Annotated in this window: 17 protein-coding genes and 4 pseudogenes; 12 read left to right on the top strand and 9 right to left on the bottom strand. The window is 73.5% G+C overall.

The window, feature by feature from the left end:
- The first annotated feature begins 12 nt into the window (after positions 1 to 12).
- The gene (locus ACZ5FU_RS25040; RefSeq protein ID WP_468642041.1) at positions 13 to 936 is read left to right on the top strand and encodes a carbamate kinase; all 924 of its coding nucleotides are present in this window, start codon (positions 13 to 15) and stop codon (positions 934 to 936) included.
- Positions 937 to 1,116: 180 nt separating this feature from the next.
- Here ACZ5FU_RS25040 and ACZ5FU_RS25035 read toward each other — a convergent pair whose 3' ends face one another.
- Positions 1,117 to 1,782, bottom strand: coding sequence for a GAF and ANTAR domain-containing protein (locus ACZ5FU_RS25035; protein WP_451525888.1), 666 nt, complete (start codon positions 1,780 to 1,782; stop codon positions 1,117 to 1,119).
- 209 nt (positions 1,783 to 1,991) lie between these two features.
- On the opposite strand from ACZ5FU_RS25035, the gene ACZ5FU_RS25030 reads away from it, so the two are divergent.
- Both ACZ5FU_RS25030 and ACZ5FU_RS25025 read left to right on the top strand, forming a co-directional pair.
- Positions 1,992 to 3,005: a 2-hydroxyacid dehydrogenase gene (locus ACZ5FU_RS25030; protein WP_451525708.1), complete on the top strand. Its 1,014-nt coding sequence runs from the start codon at positions 1,992 to 1,994 to the stop codon at positions 3,003 to 3,005.
- A 142-nt stretch (positions 3,006 to 3,147) separates the two neighbouring features.
- Positions 3,148 to 3,339: pseudogene (locus ACZ5FU_RS25025) on the top strand (alpha/beta fold hydrolase); the annotation flags it as partial.
- 97 nt (positions 3,340 to 3,436) lie between these two features.
- Here the strand turns inward: ACZ5FU_RS25025 and ACZ5FU_RS25020 are convergent.
- The 4 genes from ACZ5FU_RS25020 to ACZ5FU_RS25005 form a co-directional block, all read right to left on the bottom strand.
- Complete coding sequence (locus ACZ5FU_RS25020; protein ID WP_451525709.1) at positions 3,437 to 3,877, bottom strand: ATP-binding protein; 441 nt, start codon at positions 3,875 to 3,877, stop codon at positions 3,437 to 3,439.
- Between the two features lie 311 nt (positions 3,878 to 4,188).
- Positions 4,189 to 4,770, bottom strand: coding sequence for a DUF4383 domain-containing protein (locus ACZ5FU_RS25015; RefSeq protein ID WP_451525710.1), 582 nt, complete (start codon positions 4,768 to 4,770; stop codon positions 4,189 to 4,191).
- Between the two features lie 143 nt (positions 4,771 to 4,913).
- Entirely contained in the window at positions 4,914 to 5,258 is a 345-nt protein-coding gene (locus ACZ5FU_RS25010; protein WP_468642043.1) for a DUF3140 domain-containing protein, read from the bottom strand.
- A 6-nt stretch (positions 5,259 to 5,264) separates the two neighbouring features.
- Entirely contained in the window at positions 5,265 to 5,498 is a 234-nt protein-coding gene (locus ACZ5FU_RS25005; protein ID WP_451525712.1) for a hypervirulence associated TUDOR domain-containing protein, read from the bottom strand.
- A gap of 578 nt (positions 5,499 to 6,076) precedes the next feature.
- Between ACZ5FU_RS25005 and ACZ5FU_RS25000 the strand changes: the two genes are divergently transcribed.
- The 3 genes from ACZ5FU_RS25000 (at position 6,077) to ACZ5FU_RS24990 (ending at position 8,046) form a co-directional block, all read left to right on the top strand.
- Positions 6,077 to 6,700, top strand: coding sequence for a hypothetical protein (locus ACZ5FU_RS25000; RefSeq protein ID WP_469046662.1), 624 nt, complete (start codon positions 6,077 to 6,079; stop codon positions 6,698 to 6,700).
- Between the two features lie 108 nt (positions 6,701 to 6,808).
- Entirely contained in the window at positions 6,809 to 7,345 is a 537-nt protein-coding gene (locus ACZ5FU_RS24995) for a SigE family RNA polymerase sigma factor (protein WP_468642046.1), read from the top strand.
- Entirely contained in the window at positions 7,342 to 8,046 is a 705-nt protein-coding gene (locus ACZ5FU_RS24990; RefSeq protein WP_469046660.1) for a hypothetical protein, read from the top strand. The genes ACZ5FU_RS24995 and ACZ5FU_RS24990 overlap by 4 nt, the downstream gene beginning before the upstream one ends.
- Positions 8,047 to 8,410: 364 nt before the next feature.
- Here the strand turns inward: ACZ5FU_RS24990 and ACZ5FU_RS24985 are convergent, their stop codons facing one another.
- The 3 genes from ACZ5FU_RS24985 to ACZ5FU_RS24975 all read right to left on the bottom strand — a co-directional run bounded on the left by ACZ5FU_RS24985 (position 8,411) and on the right by ACZ5FU_RS24975 (position 11,652).
- Positions 8,411 to 9,259, bottom strand: a complete 849-nt coding sequence (locus tag ACZ5FU_RS24985; RefSeq protein ID WP_451525716.1) for a carbohydrate ABC transporter permease — start codon at positions 9,257 to 9,259, stop codon at positions 8,411 to 8,413.
- Positions 9,256 to 10,215, bottom strand: coding sequence for a carbohydrate ABC transporter permease (locus tag ACZ5FU_RS24980; protein ID WP_451525717.1), 960 nt, complete (start codon positions 10,213 to 10,215; stop codon positions 9,256 to 9,258). The genes ACZ5FU_RS24985 and ACZ5FU_RS24980 overlap by 4 nt, the downstream gene beginning before the upstream one ends.
- A gap of 117 nt (positions 10,216 to 10,332) precedes the next feature.
- Positions 10,333 to 11,652: an ABC transporter substrate-binding protein gene (locus ACZ5FU_RS24975; RefSeq protein WP_451525718.1), complete on the bottom strand. Its 1,320-nt coding sequence runs from the start codon at positions 11,650 to 11,652 to the stop codon at positions 10,333 to 10,335.
- A 268-nt stretch (positions 11,653 to 11,920) separates the two neighbouring features.
- Here ACZ5FU_RS24975 and ACZ5FU_RS24970 point away from each other — a divergent pair, with 268 nt between their 5' ends.
- The 6 genes and pseudogenes from ACZ5FU_RS24970 (at position 11,921) to ACZ5FU_RS24945 (ending at position 18,531) form a co-directional block, all read left to right on the top strand.
- On the top strand, positions 11,921 to 14,365 hold the full coding sequence (locus tag ACZ5FU_RS24970; RefSeq protein WP_468642051.1) for a glycoside hydrolase family 2 protein: 2,445 nt from the start codon (positions 11,921 to 11,923) through the stop codon (positions 14,363 to 14,365).
- Positions 14,362 to 15,399 (top strand): LacI family DNA-binding transcriptional regulator, encoded by a 1,038-nt coding sequence (locus ACZ5FU_RS24965; protein ID WP_451525720.1) that lies wholly within the window; start codon positions 14,362 to 14,364, stop codon positions 15,397 to 15,399. Before ACZ5FU_RS24970 ends, ACZ5FU_RS24965 begins: the two co-directional genes overlap by 4 nt.
- Positions 15,400 to 15,583: 184 nt before the next feature.
- Positions 15,584 to 15,885: pseudogene (locus tag ACZ5FU_RS24960) on the top strand (ArsR/SmtB family transcription factor).
- A pseudogene (locus ACZ5FU_RS24955) lies at positions 15,882 to 16,271 on the top strand (VOC family protein); the annotation flags it as partial. The pseudogenes ACZ5FU_RS24960 and ACZ5FU_RS24955, both read left to right, overlap by 4 nt.
- A 457-nt stretch (positions 16,272 to 16,728) precedes the next feature.
- Positions 16,729 to 17,949 (top strand): PP2C family protein-serine/threonine phosphatase, encoded by a 1,221-nt coding sequence (locus tag ACZ5FU_RS24950; RefSeq protein WP_468835138.1) that lies wholly within the window; start codon positions 16,729 to 16,731, stop codon positions 17,947 to 17,949.
- A gap of 90 nt (positions 17,950 to 18,039) precedes the next feature.
- On the top strand, positions 18,040 to 18,531 hold the full coding sequence (locus ACZ5FU_RS24945) for a hemerythrin domain-containing protein (RefSeq protein WP_451525722.1): 492 nt from the start codon (positions 18,040 to 18,042) through the stop codon (positions 18,529 to 18,531).
- A 113-nt stretch (positions 18,532 to 18,644) separates the two neighbouring features.
- Here ACZ5FU_RS24945 and ACZ5FU_RS24940 read toward each other — a convergent pair.
- Positions 18,645 to 19,464 (bottom strand): annotated as a pseudogene (locus tag ACZ5FU_RS24940) (class I SAM-dependent methyltransferase).
- Positions 19,465 to 19,670 lie beyond the last annotated feature (206 nt).

Below are 19,670 nucleotides of genomic sequence, written 5' to 3'. Positions count from 1 at the left end.
AGGACCGAAGCCATGCGCATAGTCGTCGCCCTCGGCGGCAACGCCCTGCTGCGCCGCGGTGAACGCCCCGACGCCGCCGTCCGGCAGTCGAACGCCGACCGGGTCGCCGTCGCCCTGGCCGCGCTCGCCCGCGAACACGAACTCGTCCTCACCCACGGCGACGACCCCCGGACCGGCCTGTCCGCCGTGGACGGCGCCGCCGACCCCGACCCCCACGACCCCTGTCCCCTGGGGCTGCTCGGGGCCCGGACCCAGGGCATGATCGGCTCCCTGCTGGCCACCGGCCTGCACGGCGTCCTGCCGGGCCGCCGCGTCGTCGCCCTGGTCACCCACACCCTCGTCAGGGCCGAGGACCCGGCCTTCGACCGGCCCACCGAGTTCGTGGGCCGGTCCTACTCCCACGACACGGCCCGCGCCCTGGCCCGCAAGCACGGCTGGCACGTCGCCCCGGACGCCACCGGCTGGCGCCGTGTCGTGCCCTCGCCGTCACCGGAACGGATCCTGGAGACCGACACCGTCCACGAACTGCTCAACGGCGGCGCCCTGGTGGTCTGCGCCGGCGGCGGAGGCGTTCCGGTCGTCGCGGACCGGGACACCGGCGCGCTGACCGGCGTGGAGGCGGTCGTCGACAAGGACCTCGCGGCCGCCTCCCTCGCCGAGGGACTGAAGGCCGACTTCCTGCTCGTCCTCACCGACGTCCCCTGCGTCTACGACGACTACGGCACCCCCGCGCAGCAGCCCCTCCTCGACGCCACCCCCGCGGAGCTGCGCCGCAAGGGGTTCCCGGGCGGCTCCATGGGGCCGAAGACCGAGGCGGCCGCCCGGTTCGTCGAGCGCACCGGGGGACTGGCCGCCATCGGCGCCCTGGACGCGGCGTACGAGATCGTGCACGGCTGCTCGGGCACCCTCGTCCGCCCGGAACTGGTGACCGGCTGACGCCCGACCGCGGCGGAACACCGGAGGAACGGAACCGGGACGGCGTCCAGTTCACCCACCACGCCTTCCAGGACCCCCCAGCGGCACGGGAGTTCCAGGACAGCGACCGCCCGGCCTCTCCCGGACGGTCCTCGCCCGCGGCGGGCCGGCGCGGTGCCGTCCACCGGCCGGCGCGGGCGGTCAGGAGCCCTCGGGGCCCTCGTCCCGGATCTGCTGGGCGACGTCACGCAGCTTGACGTTGTGGTGCTGGGAGAACCGGCGCAGCACGTCGAAGGCGTCGGCCTCGCTCAGCTTGTGGCGCTCCCGGAGCATGCCCATGGCCTCACCGATGGCGTGCCGGGCCTCCATGGCGTGCTCCAGCTGGTCGACGGTGCGGGCACCGGACAGGGCGACGGCGGCGTGCGAGGCGAGCAGCCAGCCGGCGGTCTCCACCTCCTCGTGGAAGGCCCCGGGGAGACGGGCGTACATGTTCAGCGCGCCGAAGTCCTCGTCGTCGGTGTAGAGCAGGACCCCGGTCATGCTGCCCACACCCAGTTCCCGGGCCTCCGCGGCGAACCGCCGCCAGGCCGGCCGGGGCCGGCTCAGGTCGGCGATCCGGTACACGCGCTCGCCGTCCGTGCGGCGGGCGAGATCGAAACAGGGGCCCTCGCCCAGCCGGCCCTGCAGGCGGTCGCACTCCTGGACCATGTCGCCGCAGGCAGCCAGGGTCACGGCCCGGCCCTTGCGGACCGCGAGGATCCCCGCCGCGTCGCAGCCGTCCACCAGTTTCACGGCCGACGCGGCGATCTCGTCCAGGGTCGCCTGGACGGAGTCCTGGGCCAGCAGATCACGCGCGAGCACGGCCATCTGCTCGGCGTACTCACGCCACTCCACCGTCACCACCCGCCTCCGTCGCCGGTTCGACCACCCTAACGGCACGACGGCGGACCGGTGCCGCGGACGGCGACCGGTGGAGCGGCCCGGGGGCGACGGCCCCGGCGGAGCGAGACCCCGTCCCCGTCCGCCGTCGGCCTTCCCTAAGGTGGGAGGCCGACAGCCGCTACCGAGGAGTGCACGTGGAGATCGTTGCGTACGGAGTCCTGGCGGACGAGCAGCCGTTGCTGCAGGCGGAGTTCGAGCGGGTGCTCGCCGACCGCCACGACCTGCGCTGTCTGGGGCTCTTCCTGAACCGGGACACTGTCCCGACCGCGGCCGGGCACGAGATCGTCCTCAGCAGCGTCAACGACACGCTGGACGCCGAGGTGCTGCGCGCCCTGGCCGCCGGCGGCACCCGGATGATCGCCCAACGGGCCACCGGCTACAACAACATCGACCTGGCCGTGGCGCGCGAGCTGGGGATCACCGTGGCCCGGGTGTCGTACTACTCGCCCTACTCCGTGGCCGAGTTCGCCTGGACGCTGGCCCTGGCGGTCAACCGCCGGATCGTGCGCGCCGCGCACCGCACCCGTGAGTTCGACTTCCGGCTCGACGGCCTGATGGGCCGTGACCTGCGCGGCCGGACGGCCGGGGTGGTGGGCACCGGCAAGATCGGTGCCGCGTTCGCGAGCATCGCCCATGGATTCGGCATGCGCCTGCTGGGCTGGGACATCGCCGAGAACCCCGACTGCCTGGCCCTCGGCATGGAGTACGTGGAGCGCGAGCGGCTGTTCGCCGAGGCGGACCTGGTGAGCCTGCACGTGCCGCTGCTGCCCGACACCCACCACCTCCTCGACGCGAAGGCCCTGGGCCTGATGAAGAGCGACGCCATCCTGGTCAACTCCAGCCGCGGCGGCCTCGTCGACACGGACGCCCTGCTGGAGACGTTGCGCGCCGGACGGCTGAGCGGGGTCGGGCTGGACGTGTACGAGGAGGAGGCCGGGGTGTTCTTCCTGGACAAGTCGCTGGAGGTGATGACGGACGAACGCCTCGCCAGGCTGATGACGTTCAGCAACGTCCTGATCACCTCGCACCAGGCGTACTTCACCGAGGACGCCGTCGGCCAGATCGCCCGGACCACGGTCGCCAACGTCGCCGACCACCTGGCCGGCCGCACCAGCGACAACGTCCTCGTCCCGCCGCCCGCCGGCTGACACCCGCCCGCGTCGCGCCGGTGACGCGGGCGACGAGGGGGCACACGCTCGGGGAGCACCGCGGCCGCCGCACGCCGTGCTCCCCGAGCGTGCCCGTGCCTTCTCGCACGGGGGTGACGTGCGGAGTCTCCCGCACCGGGGACTCCGGCGGATCGAGGTCCCGGTCCTCGTCGCCCACGGCACCGACGACCGGATCGTGCCCCCACGACGACTCGGCCCCGCTGCCGGCCGAGCCGCTGGGCGACGGCCGGCTCGAGAGCTCCGAGGGGCTGCCGCACGGCATGCCGGCCCCCACCCCGAGGTCCTCGACCCCGGCCTGCCGGCCTTCGTCGAGGAGTGGCGGCGTACCGCTCCGGCAGCGGCGCCCGGCCCTGGCCGGCGGGCGAGGTACGCGGGCCGGGCGCGGACGGACCGGCGGGGGCGGGCCGGGGCTACCCGGACGCGGGGGAGGTCCGGTGCGCGCTCCCGGGGGCGTCCGTGTCGAGCGTCACGTGCACGGTCTTGCCGCCCAGGGCGGGGACGACCGTGACGGAGTCGCCGAGGAGGGCGACGAGGGCCAGCCCGAAGCCGCCCCTCTCCCCGGGCACGCTCCGCCGCTCGGGGAGGTCCTCGCTCTCGTCGGCGACGCCGATGTCCAGCAGCGTTCCCCGCAGGGTGAGCGTCAGCACGCACGGACCGCGCGTGTGGTGGACGGCGTTGGTGACCAGTTCGGAGACGATGAGCACCGCGTCGGTCGCGCGGTGCGTCCCGCCTGCCTCGGCGGCGAGCCACCGGGTGGCGTAGCGGCGCGCGGTACGGGGGGCGTGCGGATCACAGGGGAGGAGGACGGTGAGGCGTCGCACGGCGGCCGCCGTCGATGGGGTGATGGTCATGACCGCTTCCCTCGGGGGGTCCGGCCGGTACATGTTCGGTGCCGGCGTTCCGCCGGTGTCGTGGTGCCGCGGTGTCGGCGGACATGCGCTGTCCCCGTGCCGTCGGCAGCCCTGGGGGAGGAGTCGGCGCCCCGGGCGGGCGCCCGCCGCCCGGGCGGCGCGGTGATCGCGGTAACCGCTCGCCGCCCGGGCGGGGGCCCGGCGGCAGGGCGGTGCGCGCCCGGCCGTCATGGCGGCCGGACGCGCACCGGCGCCCCGTCGCCGCACGGCCGCCCGGCGGCAGGGGAAGCCGGGCGGCCCGGGGTGCGGTGTCACTCGGCACGGCCGACGCGACCGGTCAGGGCGGGGCCGGCCGCCGTGTCGGCATGGCCTTCGGGGAGACCCGCGGCGGCGGTGACGGCACGCCGGCGCGCGAGGGACTCCCGGGCCGCCTCGCGCGGGTGACGGCGGCGCCAGTAGGGGTTGTCGTGGGACAGCTTGCTGGAGACGCGGCCGTACATGCCGAAGGTCAGGATGACCAGGCCCATGATGAAGCTGAACATCACGTTGGTCATGCCGAAGCCGAGGACGTTGGCGGGCCTGTCCAGGATGAAGACGTGGACGAAGCCGCTGATCAGGAAGAGCGTGCCCACGGTCATGTTGAGCGTGGAGGCGAAGTTGCCGCCGACGACGCCGCCCGTGACGAGGGCGAGGCCGACGACGACGGAGACGAGGCTGAGGACGCCGTTGGTGGTCAGACCGGCGAGGCCCTGGCCGTCGGTGTCGAACGGGCTGAGCCGGTCCGCGAAGCCCAGCACGCCGAAGACGAGCAGGACCACGCCGCAGGACGCGGCTCCGTAGCGGTACACCCTGGCGAGCCTGTGGTCGAGGGGAAGCTCGTCGCTGAGCCTCATGGCGTTTCCTTTCCGGCCGGGAAGACGGTTGACCGCCGGGCTGCTGTGCCCCGCACCGCTCCCTCTCGACCCGTATTCGGGACATAGCGTGCGAAAGGTTGCAGCGGGGTGGGGAAAGGAGGGAACGGTGCCTGCCGGGGGTCCTACGCGTCACCCTCGCCCGCGAGCGGATCGTGTCCCCAGTTCATGAGCGAGTGGCGCCAGCGTGAATCGCGTACGTCCCCGGACGGACGCTGCGCCAGGTGGCGGCGGACGTAGCCGACGACCTTGCGCATGTGCCGGTAGTCGGCGTCCGACAGGTCGTCCTTACGGGTCCTGAGGATGTCGAGGATGCGGCGGCCGGAGGAGTGCCCGGTGGATTCGCCGCCGTCCTCGTGCTGCCCGGCGCCGCGGGACTCCTCCGTCCCCAGCCACTTCTCCAGCTCCGACGGCTCGATGTTGACCAGTTCGTGGAACTCGTGCCACGTCCGCTCCCGCTCCTCGTCCACGGCGCCTCACTTCCCGCGCTTCTTGAGGGCGGACGGCTTGTGGACGGCGGAGCGCCCGGACTTGTCGCTGCGCACCTCGTACTGCGGCTCCTCGGGCGAGGCGTCCACGGTGCGCCCCGCGGCCTCCGTCCGCTCGGTGAGCTTCTTCTCGACCCGTCCCGTCGTCTCACCGCCGTGGCTGCTCCAAGCCACCTTGTCGCCCTTGCGCGGGTTCTCGTCCCCGTTGCCGTCGTCGGCCATGGCTGTGCCTCCCGGTGTCGTGGCACGGTCCCGGAGGTCTCCTGCCGGGGCCGCGGTCCGTGCCTCCACCCTGGAGGGCGGACCGGCGGGCCGCATCCCGGCGTCCGTCCCCGGACCGCTCGCCGGGCCGGACCGCTCGCCCGGCCGGCGGAGCCGCCGGCAGCCGGGACGAGGCCGCCCTCCTCGCCTCCAGGACGGACCGGCCGCCCTCCGGGAGGTCGGCCGTCCGCGGTTCGACGACGACGGCACCATGCGGTCCGCCGGTGGCGACGGACCCCAGCCACCCCGGCCGGGGTCGGTCGCCGTGGCCGGGGTGGCTGGGGTCCGTCCGGGACGGGCACCACCGTGGAACCCGGGGGCGGCTCGCGGCGCCCCGCCTCCTCCCCGGCCGTCGTGATGACGGTCACCGCCCGACCGGACCCGCACGGACCGGGCCCGCCGGCACCGGCGGGTCCTCGCGCGAGCGCGCGCCCCGCGAAGTCGCCGAGGAAATACCGGCGTCGTGACATAGACACCGGGGTGGTCCGCCGTCTGAGACATGGAGCCGATCACCGATCGGACGGATCACCGGAGGACACATGAGGACGAAGAGGTTCGCCGTGGCGGGAGTCGCCGCACTGGTCCTGGCGGGCGGGGCCGGCACGGCCCTCGCCGTCGGCGGCCCGGCACCGGCCGCCGCGGACGCCGGAGACCGGCACGCCGGGTCGGGCCGGGAAGCGGCCGGCGCGCAGATGCCCGGACGGGCCCCCGCCGCGCCGGCCGGACCGCGCGTGGTGCGGCCGTACGAGCCGGTGGAGATAGGCCAGGGCGCGAAGATGGGGCTGCTGCCCGAGGGCAGGCAGAACTACGTGGTGGCCTGGGACGACTACGAGGCGGCCGTCGAGCGGGCCAAGAGCCTCGTCGGCGACGCCGTCCGCCCCGACAGCATCAGCGGCGGAGTGGGCGTCGACGGCGACGACGTGCTGTTCACCGGAGCCTTCCGCACGCACACGGTGCCCGCGCGCATCACCCTGCGCGTCGGCACGGGTGCCGAGGTGGACGCCGGCATGCTGACGCTGCCCGGCAGGCCGGGCTGGGGCACGTACTACTACGACGCCGCCGGGACGGGCAGCCCGCGGGGGACGGTCGTGGTGACCGCCCACGCCGCCGACGGCTCGGTCCTCGCGCGCCTGGCCTACGACCCTTCGCCCGCGGGCCGCTGACGACGGCCTCGCCCACGCGGTGGTGAGATCACCCCGTCGTGTCCCTCGGCCGTGAGGGGCACGACGGGGTGCCGGCGGCCGCGCGGGCGGCAGAACACGAGGACTCGATTGAAGACGAGCACGGAGGCGGACTTCCGGGCGTTCGTGGTCAGCCGCTGGCCCCGCATGCTCCGTACCGCCCACCTCCTGACGGGGCATCACCAGGACGCGGAGGACCTGGTCCAGGCCGCCCTCGCCAAGGCCTACGTGAAGTGGGAACGCGTACGGCGCACGGACGACCCGGACGCCTACGTATGGCGCATCATGATCAACGCCAACACGGACCGGTTGCGGCGCATCAAGGTCCGCGAATGGCTGACCACCCGTTTTCCGGAGCGCACCGCCCCGGACGACCACGAGGCCTTCGCCGAGCGGAGCGTGGTACTGGACGCGCTCGCCCGCCTGCCGGCCAGACAGCGGGCCGTGGTCGTGCTGCGCTACCTGGAGGACCGCAGCGAGAGCGAGGTGGCACGGCTGCTCGGCACCGGCGTCGGCACGGTGCGCAGCCACACGGCCCGCGCCCTGAGAAGACTCCGCGAGCAGGTGGGGACGAACGAACCGGCCGCCCTCGGGGCGGACGGCGGCGCACGAGGGGGACAGCGGTGACCGACGACCTGCGACTGGGCGCACTCCTGCGCCACGAGGCGGACGCGTTCCCCACCGGTCCGGCTCCCGTCGACGAGGTGCTGCGCGCGGGCCGCGTCGCGCGTCGCCGCCGCACCGCGGCCGTCGCGGCCGTCGCGGTGGGCGCGGTGACCGCGACGGTGGTCGTTCTCGGCCTGACCGGTCCGGCCCGGACCGCGACCGGTCTCCCGCCGGCCACGGCGCCGCCGGCCACGGGTTCGCCCCGCCCGGTGCCCTCCGCGGCACCCCAGGGGCCCCGGACCGTGGCCCCGTACGAGGCCGTGGACATCGGGCACGGCCACCGCATGGCCCTGCTCCCGGACGGCCGGCAGAACTACGTCGTGGGCACGGGAGACATCAGTGCGCAGGTCGAGCGGGCCAAGAGCGTCGTCGGCGACAACCTCCGCCCCGACAGCCTCAGTTCGGGCAGCAGCGTCGAGGGAGCCGACGTCCTGTACTCCGGGGCGTTCCGCGCGGGGACCCCGCCGTCCGCGATCGAGCTCCGCCTCGACTCAGGACGCCGCCACACCGCCACGGTGCTGACCCTGCGGGGCCGTCCGCAGTGGGGGGCGTACGCCGTCCTCGGCGACGCCTCGGCGGCGGACACCGGCTACACGGTCACCGCCTACGCGCGGGACGGCGGTGTGCTGATCCAGCAGCACTTCGACGCCGCCGCCCCGTAGCCGGGCGGCCGCGGGGCGGCGACCTCCGCAGGACCGGACGGGACGCGGGCCACGCCGGTCGCGCAGGCCGGTGTCCCGCCCGGTGCGGACGGCTCCCCGCCTGGACGGCTCCCCGCGCGGAGCCGTCCGGGCGGGACGCGTCACACGACGGGGGCCGGTTCCGGCCTGCCGTCGTCCGTGGCGGGCAGCTCACAAGGTCCACCGCGACGCCGAGCACCCCTCCCGGCTCGTCCTGCCCTTCACCGAGGCGGCGCCGGCCCCCGGTCCGTCCGCCCGAGCGGGCGGCCGCGGGCCGGCCTGCCGCGCCACCCGACGGGCGGCGCGGTACCCCGGCTCCGCGGCCGTCCGCCGCGGCGCCGGGGGCTCACTTGGTCGCGCCCCGCGCGAACCCGTTGTAGAGGTAGCGCTGGAGGAAGAGGAACACGAGCAGGGTCGGCGCGATCACCAGGATCGTGCCGGCCGAGATGTTCTCCCAGTGCGCGCCGAAGGGGCCCTTGAAGCGGAACAACGCGGTGGAGACGGTGCCCAGGTCCTCCGACGGCATGTAGAGGAAGGGAATGTAGAAGTCGTTGTAGACGGTGATCCCCTTGATGATCACCACCGTGGCGATCGCCGGCTTGAGCAGCGGCAGGATGATCTTCCAGTAGATGGTCAGGGAGTTCGCCCCGTCCAGGCGCGCCGCCTCGTCGAGGGAGACCGGGATGCCCCGGATGAACTGCAGGAAGACGTAGACCGAGACGATGTCCGTCCCCATGTAGAGCAGGACGGGCGCCCACAGGCTGTTGAACAGGCCGAAGCTGTTGACCACCTGGAAGGTGGCGACCTGGGTGGTGACCCCGGGCACCAGGGTGGCGATCAGGAACAGCGCCATGACCGGCTTCTTCGCGCGGAAGGCGAAGCGGTCGACGGCGTAGGCCGTCATCGACCCGACGAGGACCGTCCCGGTCAGCGAGAAGAACAGGATGAACGCGGTGTTCGCGAAGGCGGACAGCATGTGGCCGTCGGTGAAGGCCGTCGCGTAGTTGCCGAAGTTGAGCCAGTCGCGCGGCGGTGTCAGCGCGCCGCCGTCGGCGACCTCCTTCGACGTCTTCAGCGAGGTCAGGAAGACGACGACGAGCGGGACCAGCACGATCAGCGACGCGACGACCAGCGACAGGTAGGTCAGCGCCGGACCGATCCGGCGACGGCGTGCGGCGGGCAGGGACGTGGTCATACGAGGTCCACCTTCTCGTCGGGCACCAGGCGGCGCTGGATCCAGGTGACCAGCAGGACGATCAGGAGCAGGACGACGGCGGCGGCGGACGCCAGGCCCGTCTTGTTGAACTGGAAGGCGAGCTTGACCGTCTGGATGACGAAGGTCGAGGTGCCGGTCGCGCCGCCGGTCATGATGTACGGGATCTCGAAGACCGACAGCGACCCCGAGACGGCCAGGACGACGCTGAGGCTGACGACCGGCCGGATGCCCGGGGCGATGATGTGGCGGAACTGCTGCCACCGCGAGGCCCCGTCCAGCTGGGCCGCCTCGTACAGTTCGGCCGGGATCGACTGGATCGCGCCCAGGAACAGCACGAAGTTGAGCCCGGTGAAGCGCCAGACGGACACCCCGGCCAGCGAGGTGTTCGCCGACGCGGGGTCCCCGAGCCACGCGTGGTCGGAGCCGGCGCCGAAGAAGGACAGCACCGAGTCCAGCGTGCCGCCGTCCTGGAAGAAGTAGAGGAAGACGAAGCCGATGGCCACGCCGTTGACGAGGTAGGGGAAGAACAGGATGCCCTTGAACAGGTTCCGCAGACGCAGGTCGAAACTGAGGACGGTCGCGAAGTACAGGGCGATCACGATCTGCGCGGCGGAGGCCGCGAGGTAGTAGAAGCTGACGAAGAACACCCGGAACAGTTCGGGCCGGGTGAAGATCTGCCGGTAGTTGTCGAGGCCGGTGAAGTCGCGGTCCGGGCTGACGCCGTCCCAGTCGGTGAAGCTGTAGAAGACCATGTTTCCCACGGGCACGTAGGTGAACGTGATCAGCAGGGCCAGCGGGGCGGCGAGGAAGAACCACGGGGTGAGGCGGCGCAGCAGCGGGGGGCCGCCGCGGGGCGACGGGCGGCGTGGCCGGCCGGGGGGTGGGGTGGCGGCGCGCGGCACTCCCGCGGGTGCCGTCTCGGTCGTCTCGGGCATGTCGGGCCTTTCGTCGTCCACCGGTCGGTCGGTCCGCGGTGGTCGGCCGGCCCCGTCCGTCCGTCGGTCCGGGGGCGGGGCCGGTCACGGCCGGGGAGGGGGAGGGGACGGCCGGGGTCAGGAGCCGACGGTCCCGGCCGCCTCGTTCCACCGCTTGTCGAGGTCCGCGAAGAAGTCCTCCAGGTCGCCCTTCTGCGCGCCGCGGGCGAGGTCGACCAGTTTCTGCCGGTAGTCCGGCTTGTTGAGGCCGATCTCGGCCGCGTTGTCGATCGCGTTCACCTCGCCGGTCCTGGCCTCGGAGCGCTCCAGGAAGGTGACATCGTTGTCAACGAAGTCCTCCAGTGTGCTGGGCATCGGGTCGGACTTCAGCGCGGAGACGGCCCCCTCCTTGGCGGCGAAGCCGGACTTCTCCGCGAACCAGTCGATCCAGGCCCGTGCGGCGGCCTTGTGCTCGGAGTGGGTGTTGACCGCCTGCTGGTAGTCGGAGCCGAGCACGGCGCAGTACGTGCCGTCCTTCTGCGCGGGGAAGGGCATGAAGCCGATGTCGTCGGGGTCGGTGCCGGCCTGCCGGGCGGCGTCGCGCATCTGGGTGATGGCCCAGGACCCCAGCTGCATGGTGGCGATCTCGCCCTTGGCGATCATGCCCTTGGACGCCTCCCAGTTGGTGGTGCTGGGGTCCTTCTCCGACAGGCCGGACTCGACGACGTCGTGGAGGAGCGAGTCGATCGTGCGCAGTTCGCCGCCCTTCCTCCAGGGCGACACCGGACCGGCGAGCCTGTCGTTGGCCCGGGCGTCGCAGGTGACCGAGCCGATGGCGTTGCTCCACGCGGTCAGCGGCCAGCCGTCCTTGAAGTTCGTGTAGTACGGCACCGCGTCCGTCCTGGACCTGATCGCCTTCAGGTCGTCGACGAACTCCCGCGGTGTGGTGGGCCAGGCGGTGACGCCCGCCTTCCGCCACACGGCCTTGTTGTAGAGGAAGCCGTTCGCGGTCCCGAAGGTGCTGATGCCGTAGACCGTGCCGTCGACGTCGGCCCTGTCGCTGAAGCGGTACTTGCCGCCCAGCTCCGCGCTGCTGCCCAGCGGGGCGAAGAACTTCGGGTAGTCGTTCTTGGCGATGGCGGCCGGGATCATCAGGACGTCGCCGTAGTCCTCGGTGTTCATCCGGATCTTGACCTCCCCCTCGTAGTCGGTGAGGGCCTCGAACTTCACCTTCACCTTGGGGTGGGTCTTCCGGAACTCGGCGGCGTACTTGTCCATCGTCCCGTTCTGGACGAGATCGGTGCGGTGCGTCAGCACCTTGACGGTGCCCGAGGCGTCGGCGGGATCGGCGGGTGCCTTCGCCGCCTCGCCGGAGGCCGTGCTCTGACCGCTGCAGCCGGCGACGGTCAGGACCGCGGCGGCCAGAAACGCTCCCGTGAGCGACTTCTTCGTGCCCATGTGCCCAGCTCCTTCAGGATTGCGGCTCAACTCTGCGGGTGGGATGTGGGCACTATGGCAGTCACCGATTAACCGGTAAAGCTGAGAATTCCCGCACGATACGCAATCGTTACCCTGGGTGGCGAAAAACCGATCCTGACGTGCGGCGGGTCACCAGAGGTGATCATGGAACGAACTAGACCGGTTTATGGACAGCGGTTGATCAGCGGGTTAGGTTGTCGGCCGTTGTCCCTCCACCGGAGTCCGATTCAGGCGATGGGAGCCGCACATGAAGGACGTCACCCAGCTCACGGAGGGCTGGAGCCTGCGCCACGGACGGGACCTGCTGGAGGCCACGGTGCCCGGCTGCGTCCACACCGATCTGCTGGCCGCCGGCGTCATCCCCGACCCGTTCACCGGACTCAACGAGACGGAGGTCGCCTGGGTCGGCCGTCGCGCCTGGAGCTACGTCCGCGATCTCTCCCACGACAGCGCACACGAGCGCACCGACCTGGTCTTCGACGGACTCGACACGGCCGCGCACCTCACCCTCGACGGCCGTCCGGTCGGCACGACCCGCAACATGCACCGCCGCCACCGCTTCGACGTCACCGGCCGCACCGGTGCGCTGGAGGTCCGCTTCACCTCCGCCTACGACGAGGCCGCGGCCGTCCGCGCCGTCACCGGGGAGCGGCCCAACGTGTACCCGGAGCCGTCCCAGTACATCCGCAAGATGGCCTGCAGCTTCGGCTGGGACTGGGGCCCCACGCTGGTGACCGCGGGCATCTGGCGGCCGGTGCGGCTGGAGCACTGGTCCACCGCCCGCATCGCCGCGGTGCGCCCGCTCGTCACCGTGGACGAGGGCACCGGCCGGGTGGAGGTGCGGCTCGAGGTGGAACGCACCGCGCGGGGCCGGGGCCGCGCGCTGCGCGCCGAGGCCCGGCTGGCCGGTGCGCGCGCCGAGGCCGTCCTGACCGGCGACGAGGCGGTCCTGCGCCTGGAGGTGCCCGGCCCGCGCCTGTGGTGGCCCCGCGGACACGGCGAACAGCCCCTGTACGACCTCCACCTCGCCCTGAGCGACGACGAGGGCGCTCCGCTGGACGCCTGGCACCGCCGGATCGGCTTCCGCACGGTCGGACTCGACCGCTCGGCCGACGAGCACGGCACCGGTTTCACCCTCGTCGTCAACGGCGTGCGGATCTTCGCCCGCGGCGTCAACTGGATCCCGGACGACGCCTTCCCCTCCCGGGTCACCCCGGAGCGCTACCGGACCCGGCTCGCCCAGGCCGCCGGGGCCAACGTCGACCTGGTGCGGGTCTGGGGCGGCGGCATCTACGAGGACGACGCCTTCTACGACGTCTGCGACGAGCTGGGCCTGATGGTCTGGCAGGACTTCCTCTTCGCCTGTGCCGCCTACCCGGAGGAACAGCCGCTGCGCGGCGAGGTGGAGGCCGAGGCGCGCGACAACGTTGTCCGGCTCATGCCCCACCCCTCCCTGGTCCTGTGGAACGGCAACAACGAGAACCTGTGGGGCTTTCGCGACTGGGACTGGGAGGGCGCGCTGGCCGGCGACTCCTGGGGGGAGGGCTACTACCTCGGTCTGCTGCCCCGCGTCGTGGCCGAACTCGACCCGACCCGCCCCTACACCGCCGGCAGCCCCTGGTCCGGCTCCTGGGACCACCACCCCAACGACCCCGCCCACGGCACCCACCACTCCTGGGAGGTGTGGAACCGTCAGGACTACGCCGAGTACCGGGCGAGCGTCCCCCGCTTCGTCGCGGAGTTCGGCTGGCAGGCACCGCCCGCGCGGGCCACTCTGCGACGCGCCCTGCCCGGCGAGCGGCTCGCCCCCGACTCCCCGGGCATGCTCCACCACCAGAAGGCGGAGGACGGCAACGGCAAGCTCGACCGCGGCGTCGCCCGCCACTTCCCGCCGCCCGGGGACGACTTCGACCGCTGGCACTATCTGACCCAGCTCGTGCAGGCCCGGGCGGTCGCGGAGGGCATCGAACACTGGCGCTCGCACTGGCCCGTCTGCGCGGGCACGATCGTCTGGCAGCTCAACGACTGCTGGCCCGTCACCTCCTGGGCGGCCGTCGACAGCGACGGCCGCCCCAAGCCCCTCTACCACGAGCTGCGCCGGGTCTACGCCGACCGGCTCCTGACCCTGCGGCCCGGCACCGGAGGACCGGTGCTCGCCGCGGTCAACCAGGCCGCCGAGCCGTGGCCGACGACGGTGACGCTGCGCCGGTGGCGGGCGGACGGAACCCTGCTCCACGAGAGCGTCCTCGACGTGAGCGTCGAGCCCCGCTCGGTGCTCCGGCTCCCGGTGCCCCGCGACCTCGTCCCGGACGCGCGGTCGGCGGACGAGTTCCTGGTCGCCGACGAGGGGACGCCGCCCCGCCCGGGCGGCGGCGGGGACGGAGCGGGGGAAGGGCTGCGCGCGCTGCACTTCCCGGTCGCCGACAAGGACTTCGCCCACCCGCGGCCCGTCTACGACGTCGTCGTGGAACCCGTTCCCGGACAGCGGGATAGAGTCGACGTCGTGGTGAGCGCCCGTACCCTCGTCCGAGACCTCCTGCTCCAGGCCGACCGGCTCGGTCCGGCCGCCGTCGGTGACCGGGGCCCGCAGACCCTGCTGCCCGGCGAACGCGTACGGATCCGGGTCACCGGCTGCGACGGCGCCGACGTGGGGGACGTCCGGGCCGCCCTGTACTGCGTGGACGTGACGTGAGCAGTCCGACGGAACGGGTCACCATCAAGGACGTCGCCGCCCGGGCCGGGGTGTCCAAGGGCGCGGTGTCGCTGGCGTTCAACCACAAGCCCGGGGTCTCCGCGGCCACCCGCGAGCGGATCTTCGAGGCGGCCCGGGAACTGGGCTGGGCCCCCAGCGCCACGGCGCGCAGCCTGTCCGGCCGGCGGGTGGACGTCGTCGGGCTCGCGCTGTGCCGGCCCGCCCGGCTGCTCGGCCTCGAACCGTTCTACATGGAGTTCATCTCCGGCATCGAGAGCGTCCTGGCGGAGCGGTCGTGCTCGCTGCTGCTGCGGCTGGTGCGCGACCTCGACGAGGAGGTCGCCGTGTACAAGGCGTGGTGGAGCGGCCGGATGATCGCCGGGGCGATCCTGGTGGACCTGCGTGAGGACGATCCCCGGCTGCCCGCGCTCCAGGGCGCCGGGCTGCCCGCCGTGGCCGTCGGCCACCCCTCCCTGACCGGCCCGTTCCCGGCGGTGTGGACCGACGACGCCTCCGCGGTCGGCGAGGCCGTCCGCTACCTGGCGGCGCTCGGCCACCGCAGGATCGCCCGCGTCGGCGGCCCCGCCGACCTCGGCCACAGCGCCATCCGCACGCGGGCGTTCGCGTCGACCATGCGGGAGCTGGGGCTGGAGGAGGGCCGGCAGATCGCCACGGGCTTCGAGGAGGAGGAGGGCGCCCGCGCCACCCGCTCGCTGCTCCTCGCCGCCGACCGGCCCACCGCCATCGTCTACGACAACGACATCATGGCGGTCGCGGGCGCGGGCGTCGCCGCCGAGATGGGCTTCACCGTCCCCGACGACCTGTCGCTGGTGGCCTGGGACGACTCCCAGCTGTGCCGCATCACCCATCCGACGCTGTCGGCGATGAGCCACGACGTGCACCACTTCGGGGCGGAGGTGGCGCGGGTCCTGTTCGACGTGGTCGACGGGGCGCGGACCGGTCCGCACCGGGCGCCGACGCCCACGCTGACACCACGCGGCTCCACCGCCCGGGCGCCCAGAGCCGGTGGATAGGCCGACGCACGCGCACGGGGCCGCGCCGCCGGGGAGGCGAACCCGCGCCGCCGGGCGACCGCGAGGCTTCCCCGCGGGGTGACCGCACGGCCCCGCGGGGTGACCGCACGGCCCCGTGGCGTGGCCGCCGTCCCGGAGACCGCTCCGCTCGATGGGCAAGTGACGGCTCGCCCGTGCCGGGGGTGTGGCCGACGACGTCTTCCGGGCTCTGGCCGACCCCACCCGCCGTGTCATCCTCGACGAGCTCACCGAGAGGTCCGGGCAGACCCTGTCCGAGATCTGCCCGCGACCGACCACGAAGCACGGGCCGGGCATCTCGCGCCAGGGCGTCTCCCCGCACCTCGCCGTGCTGGAGGCCGCCGGACTCGTCGAGACCCGGCGTGAGGGCCGCCACACGTTCCACGACCTCGACACGGCGCCGCTGCGGCGGATCGCCGAGCGCCGGCTCGTGCCCGACCCCCAGGACCGCAGGAGAGCACCCCGTGAAGATCCATCCGGCCAGCGTCTTCGTCGACGACCAGGCCGAGGCGGAGCACTTCTGCACCGAGATCCTCGGTTTCGTGAAGAAGCACGACGTCCCACTGGGCGGGGGCGCCCGGCGGCTGACCGTCGTCTCGCCGCACGAACCGGGCGGCACCGAACTTCTCCTGGAACCGGCCGGGCATCCGGCCGTCAAGCCCTACCGCGACGCACTCGTCGGCGACGGCGTCCCGCTCGCCCGGTTCGCCGTCGACGACGTGCCGGCGGAGTACGAGCGTCTGCGCGGTCCCGGCGTCCGCTTCACCCGGGAGCCGCTGGAGACGGGCCCCGTCACCACGGCCGTCTTCGACGACACCTGCGGGAACCTGATCCGGATCGCGACCGAGCCGCGACAGGCGGCCGGCTCCCGCGCGGGGCCCGTCCGCCGGGGTGCCACCGCGTCCGGCCCGCCCGCGTCGCGACGGACAAGTCGTCGCGGCGGACAAGTCGTCGCGACGGGGAGGAATGAGAGACCGGTCCGTGGGTACACGCGTACAGCGGCAGGGAGACGCGGCACAGCCTGGGGAGGTCGGTGCCGCACTCCCTGTCCGGTGTGCCGGGACTCATGCGGGGACCCGCGCACGCGTACGGCGAGGGACGTGCCGCCCGGCCGCGCGGTGCGGTCCGGGCCGCCGCACACCGCCGACGCGGGGATGCCGGGCCCGCCGTCGTGAGGTTCGCACCGTGTGAGGGCGGGTACGGCGCAGGCGGCCGGAAGGGGCCCCGACACGGTGAAGCCGCCCGTGGGACGCTCGGCCGAGCCGACGCCCGGCGGTCCGCGCGGGTTCCGTCCGACGAGGGGTGTACGGCATGGTTGAGCGGATCGCGGCGGCGTCGCTGCTGGAGCTGATGCAGATCAGCCACACCATCACCCTGGAGCAGCTTCCGGGACTGATCGCCGGGCACGCCGCCATGACCGGCATCCACGGGGCGGCCGTCTTCGTCGTGGACCTCCGGGAGACCGTGCTGCGCGAACTCACCGGCAAGGGACCGGGAGCCGGTGACGGCGGCCAGGAGTTCAGCGTCGAGGGCAGCCTGCCCGGGCAGGCCTACCAGCGCGTGGACCTGCTCGCCGAGCGGGGCAGGACGGACGACGGCCAGGGCCGGTGGCGGTGGTGGGTGGCGGTCACCGACGGCGTGGAGCGCATGGGCGTGCTGCGGGCCGACACGGACACCGACGACGAGGCGATGCGCCAGGCGTTGCGCGATCTGGCGTCGACGACGGCCCTGCTGCTGCTCAGCAAGCGCTCTTTCAGCGACTCCTACGCCCGCCTGGTCCGCACCGAGCCCATGAACGTGGCGGCGGAGATGCAGTGGAACCTCACCCCGCCGCCCGCCTTCGCCGGCCATGACGCGACCGTGGGCGCGGTGATGGAGCCCGCCTACCAGGTCGGCGGGGACGCCTTCGACTACGCCGTGGCCGCGAACACCCTCCACCTGAGCGTCTTCGACGCCATGGGCCACGACACCACGGCCGGGATCACGGCCAACGTGGCCGTGGCCGCCTGCCGCAACGCCCGCCGCCAGGGTGCCTCGCTGATCGGGACCGGCGAGCAGGTGGAGGCCACCTTGGTCGAGCAGTTCGGCACCAGCCGCTACGCCACCGGCGTCCTGGCCGACCTCGATCTCGTGACCGGCCGGCTGACGTGGATCAACCGTGGCCACCCCCTGCCGATCCTGCTGCGCGGCAATCGCTGGATCAGCGAGCTGGCCTGCCCGCCGGCCGGTCCGATGGGCGCCGACCTCGGCCTGCCGGTGACCATGTCCAGCGAGCAACTGGAGCCCGGCGACCGTCTGCTGATGTACACCGACGGCATCGTCGAGGCCCGCGACCCCCACGGCGAACAGTTCGGACGGGAGCGGTTCATCGACTTCGTCCACCGTCACCACTCCGGCGAGCACACCCTGCACGAGACCCTGCGCCGGCTGATGGCCGCCGTGCTGAACCATCACGACGGAAAGCTGGAGGACGACGCCACCGTCCTGATGACCGAATGGCGCGGCGGCCACCAGCGGGAACTGACTCCGTGAACCGCGCCGCGGAGCCGGGAACACTGAAGTCGCCGGGCGGGGGTAGTCGATCCCGGCAGGATTCCCTCACACGAAAGTGATGTCTCTTCCATGGCCGAAACCCGGGACGTCGTCGAACTCATCCTCCAGGACCACCGCAGGATGGAGGACCTCTTCCGTCTGATGCGCAGCGTCGAGGCCGACCGGGCCGCCGCCCTGGGCGAGTTCGCCGAGCTGCTGATCGCCCACGCGCGGGCCGAGGAGGCGGAGGTGTATCCCGCCCTCAAGCGCTACAAGAAGATCGACGACGACGAGGTCGAGCACGGCGAGGAGGAGCACGAGGAGGGCAACAAGGCGCTCCTCGAGCTCATGGAGGTCGAGCGGGTCGGCTCCGAGGAGTGGGACGAGAAGCTGGAGGCGCTGGTGGAGGCGGTCACCCACCACGCCGACGAGGAGGAGCGGACGATCCTCAACGGCGCCCGCGAGAACGTCGCCGCGGAGCGCCGGGAGGAGCTGGGGGAGGCCTTCCTGGCGGAGCGCGAGCGTCAGCTGAAGGCGGGCTGCGGCACGCTGGAGAACGTGCGCGCGCTCGTCGGCTCCTGACCGCCTCCGCGCCGCGGTGCCACCGGGCCGGGGCCGGGTCCCCGGCCCGGTGAGGAACGCGGGAGGCACGCGGGACCGGCGGCCGCGGAGGCCGTCGGGCCGCGCCGTCGTCATCAGGTGCGGCGTGCCGCCCACACCGTGCGCTCGGTGCGCACGGCCAGGTCGTCGCGGCGCAGGACGCCTGTGGGGGCTGTCGTCGTCGAGCAGTCGGTCGAGGACGGCCGGATCCGCGGCCGCCGGCGCGGATCCGACGCCGTCGCGCATGCGGCGCAGGCTGCCGCGGGCGTAGCGGCCCGCCGCCCCGCTCCCGGACGGGCCGACGGCGAGGGAGAGGGTGTGTTCGCCCTCGATGGTGAAACCGGCTCCCGTCAGCTCGGCCGCCCAGTCGGCGCCCCGGTGGGAGACGTGCTCCGCGTGGCGCCGGGCGAGTGCGGCGTGGCAGCGTTCCTCGAGGCCCGGGGCGTCCGCGGGCAGGAACCGGGGGAAACCGGCCGGCTCGACGACGACGAACAGCCCGTCCGGAGAGAACAGTTCACGGACCCGGCGCAGCGTGCGGCCGGGATCGGCCAGGTGGTGCAGGGAGGCCGACGCCCACACCAGGTCCGCCGTGCCGAGGTCCGGCCACCGCGCGGCGTCGAGGTCGGCGTGAACGACGCGGAGGCGTCCGGCGACGCCGGCCGCTGCCGCCCTCTCCCGCAGCCGGCGCAGGTGCGCGGCGGAGGAGCCGACGGCCGTCACCTCGGCCTCCGGGAAGCGGCCGGGCAGGGCGAGGGTGCCCGCCCCGGTGCCGCAGCCCAGGTCCACGACGCTGCGGGTCCCGGTCCGGTCGTGACGGGCAACCTGCCGTGCCCCCGTACGGGTGATCCGGAGCGAAGGGCCTGGCGAGCGCCTCGTCCTGCGGCGAGACCCCGGGCCGCCGGCCGCGCGGGGCACCGTCGAGCGCGGCGCGCGAGGGCCTGCCGGGGCGGGGCCCGGGACGCCCGACGGGCGTCCCGGCGCCGACGGCCGGGTCCGGCCCGGCCGGCCGCTCCCGGCCCTGGAGCGAGCTCCGGAGCGGGCGTTCGCCGACCTCTCGAACAGCCCGTGCCGTCACAGCCCTTTACGAGTCTGTCATGTACCGGTAATTTCCCGTCGCAAGA

The sequence above is a fragment of the Streptomyces sp. NPDC031554 genome (genome assembly GCF_055580685.1).
This window is presented reverse-complemented; position numbering and strand designations above follow the sequence as displayed.

Excerpts from the sequence above, each read along its gene's own strand:
- ACZ5FU_RS24945 (WP_451525722.1), top strand. The coding sequence starts at position 18,040 with ATGGCCGAAACCCGGGACGTCGTCGAACTCATCCTCCAGGACCACCGC.
- ACZ5FU_RS25000 (WP_469046662.1), top strand. The coding sequence starts at position 6,077 with ATGAGGACGAAGAGGTTCGCCGTGGCGGGAGTCGCCGCACTGGTCCTG.
- ACZ5FU_RS25015 (WP_451525710.1), bottom strand. The coding sequence starts at position 4,770 with ATGAGGCTCAGCGACGAGCTTCCCCTCGACCACAGGCTCGCCAGGGTG.
- ACZ5FU_RS24950 (WP_468835138.1), top strand. The coding sequence starts at position 16,729 with ATGGTTGAGCGGATCGCGGCGGCGTCGCTGCTGGAGCTGATGCAGATC.
- ACZ5FU_RS24970 (WP_468642051.1), top strand. The coding sequence starts at position 11,921 with ATGAAGGACGTCACCCAGCTCACGGAGGGCTGGAGCCTGCGCCACGGA.
- ACZ5FU_RS25005 (WP_451525712.1), bottom strand. The coding sequence starts at position 5,498 with ATGGCCGACGACGGCAACGGGGACGAGAACCCGCGCAAGGGCGACAAG.
- ACZ5FU_RS24980 (WP_451525717.1), bottom strand. The coding sequence starts at position 10,215 with ATGCCCGAGACGACCGAGACGGCACCCGCGGGAGTGCCGCGCGCCGCC.
- ACZ5FU_RS25035 (WP_451525888.1), bottom strand. The coding sequence starts at position 1,782 with ATGGCCGTGCTCGCGCGTGATCTGCTGGCCCAGGACTCCGTCCAGGCG.
- ACZ5FU_RS24975 (WP_451525718.1), bottom strand. The coding sequence starts at position 11,652 with ATGGGCACGAAGAAGTCGCTCACGGGAGCGTTTCTGGCCGCCGCGGTC.
- ACZ5FU_RS25020 (WP_451525709.1), bottom strand. The coding sequence starts at position 3,877 with ATGACCATCACCCCATCGACGGCGGCCGCCGTGCGACGCCTCACCGTC.
- ACZ5FU_RS25040 (WP_468642041.1), top strand. The coding sequence starts at position 13 with ATGCGCATAGTCGTCGCCCTCGGCGGCAACGCCCTGCTGCGCCGCGGT.
- ACZ5FU_RS24985 (WP_451525716.1), bottom strand. The coding sequence starts at position 9,259 with ATGACCACGTCCCTGCCCGCCGCACGCCGTCGCCGGATCGGTCCGGCG.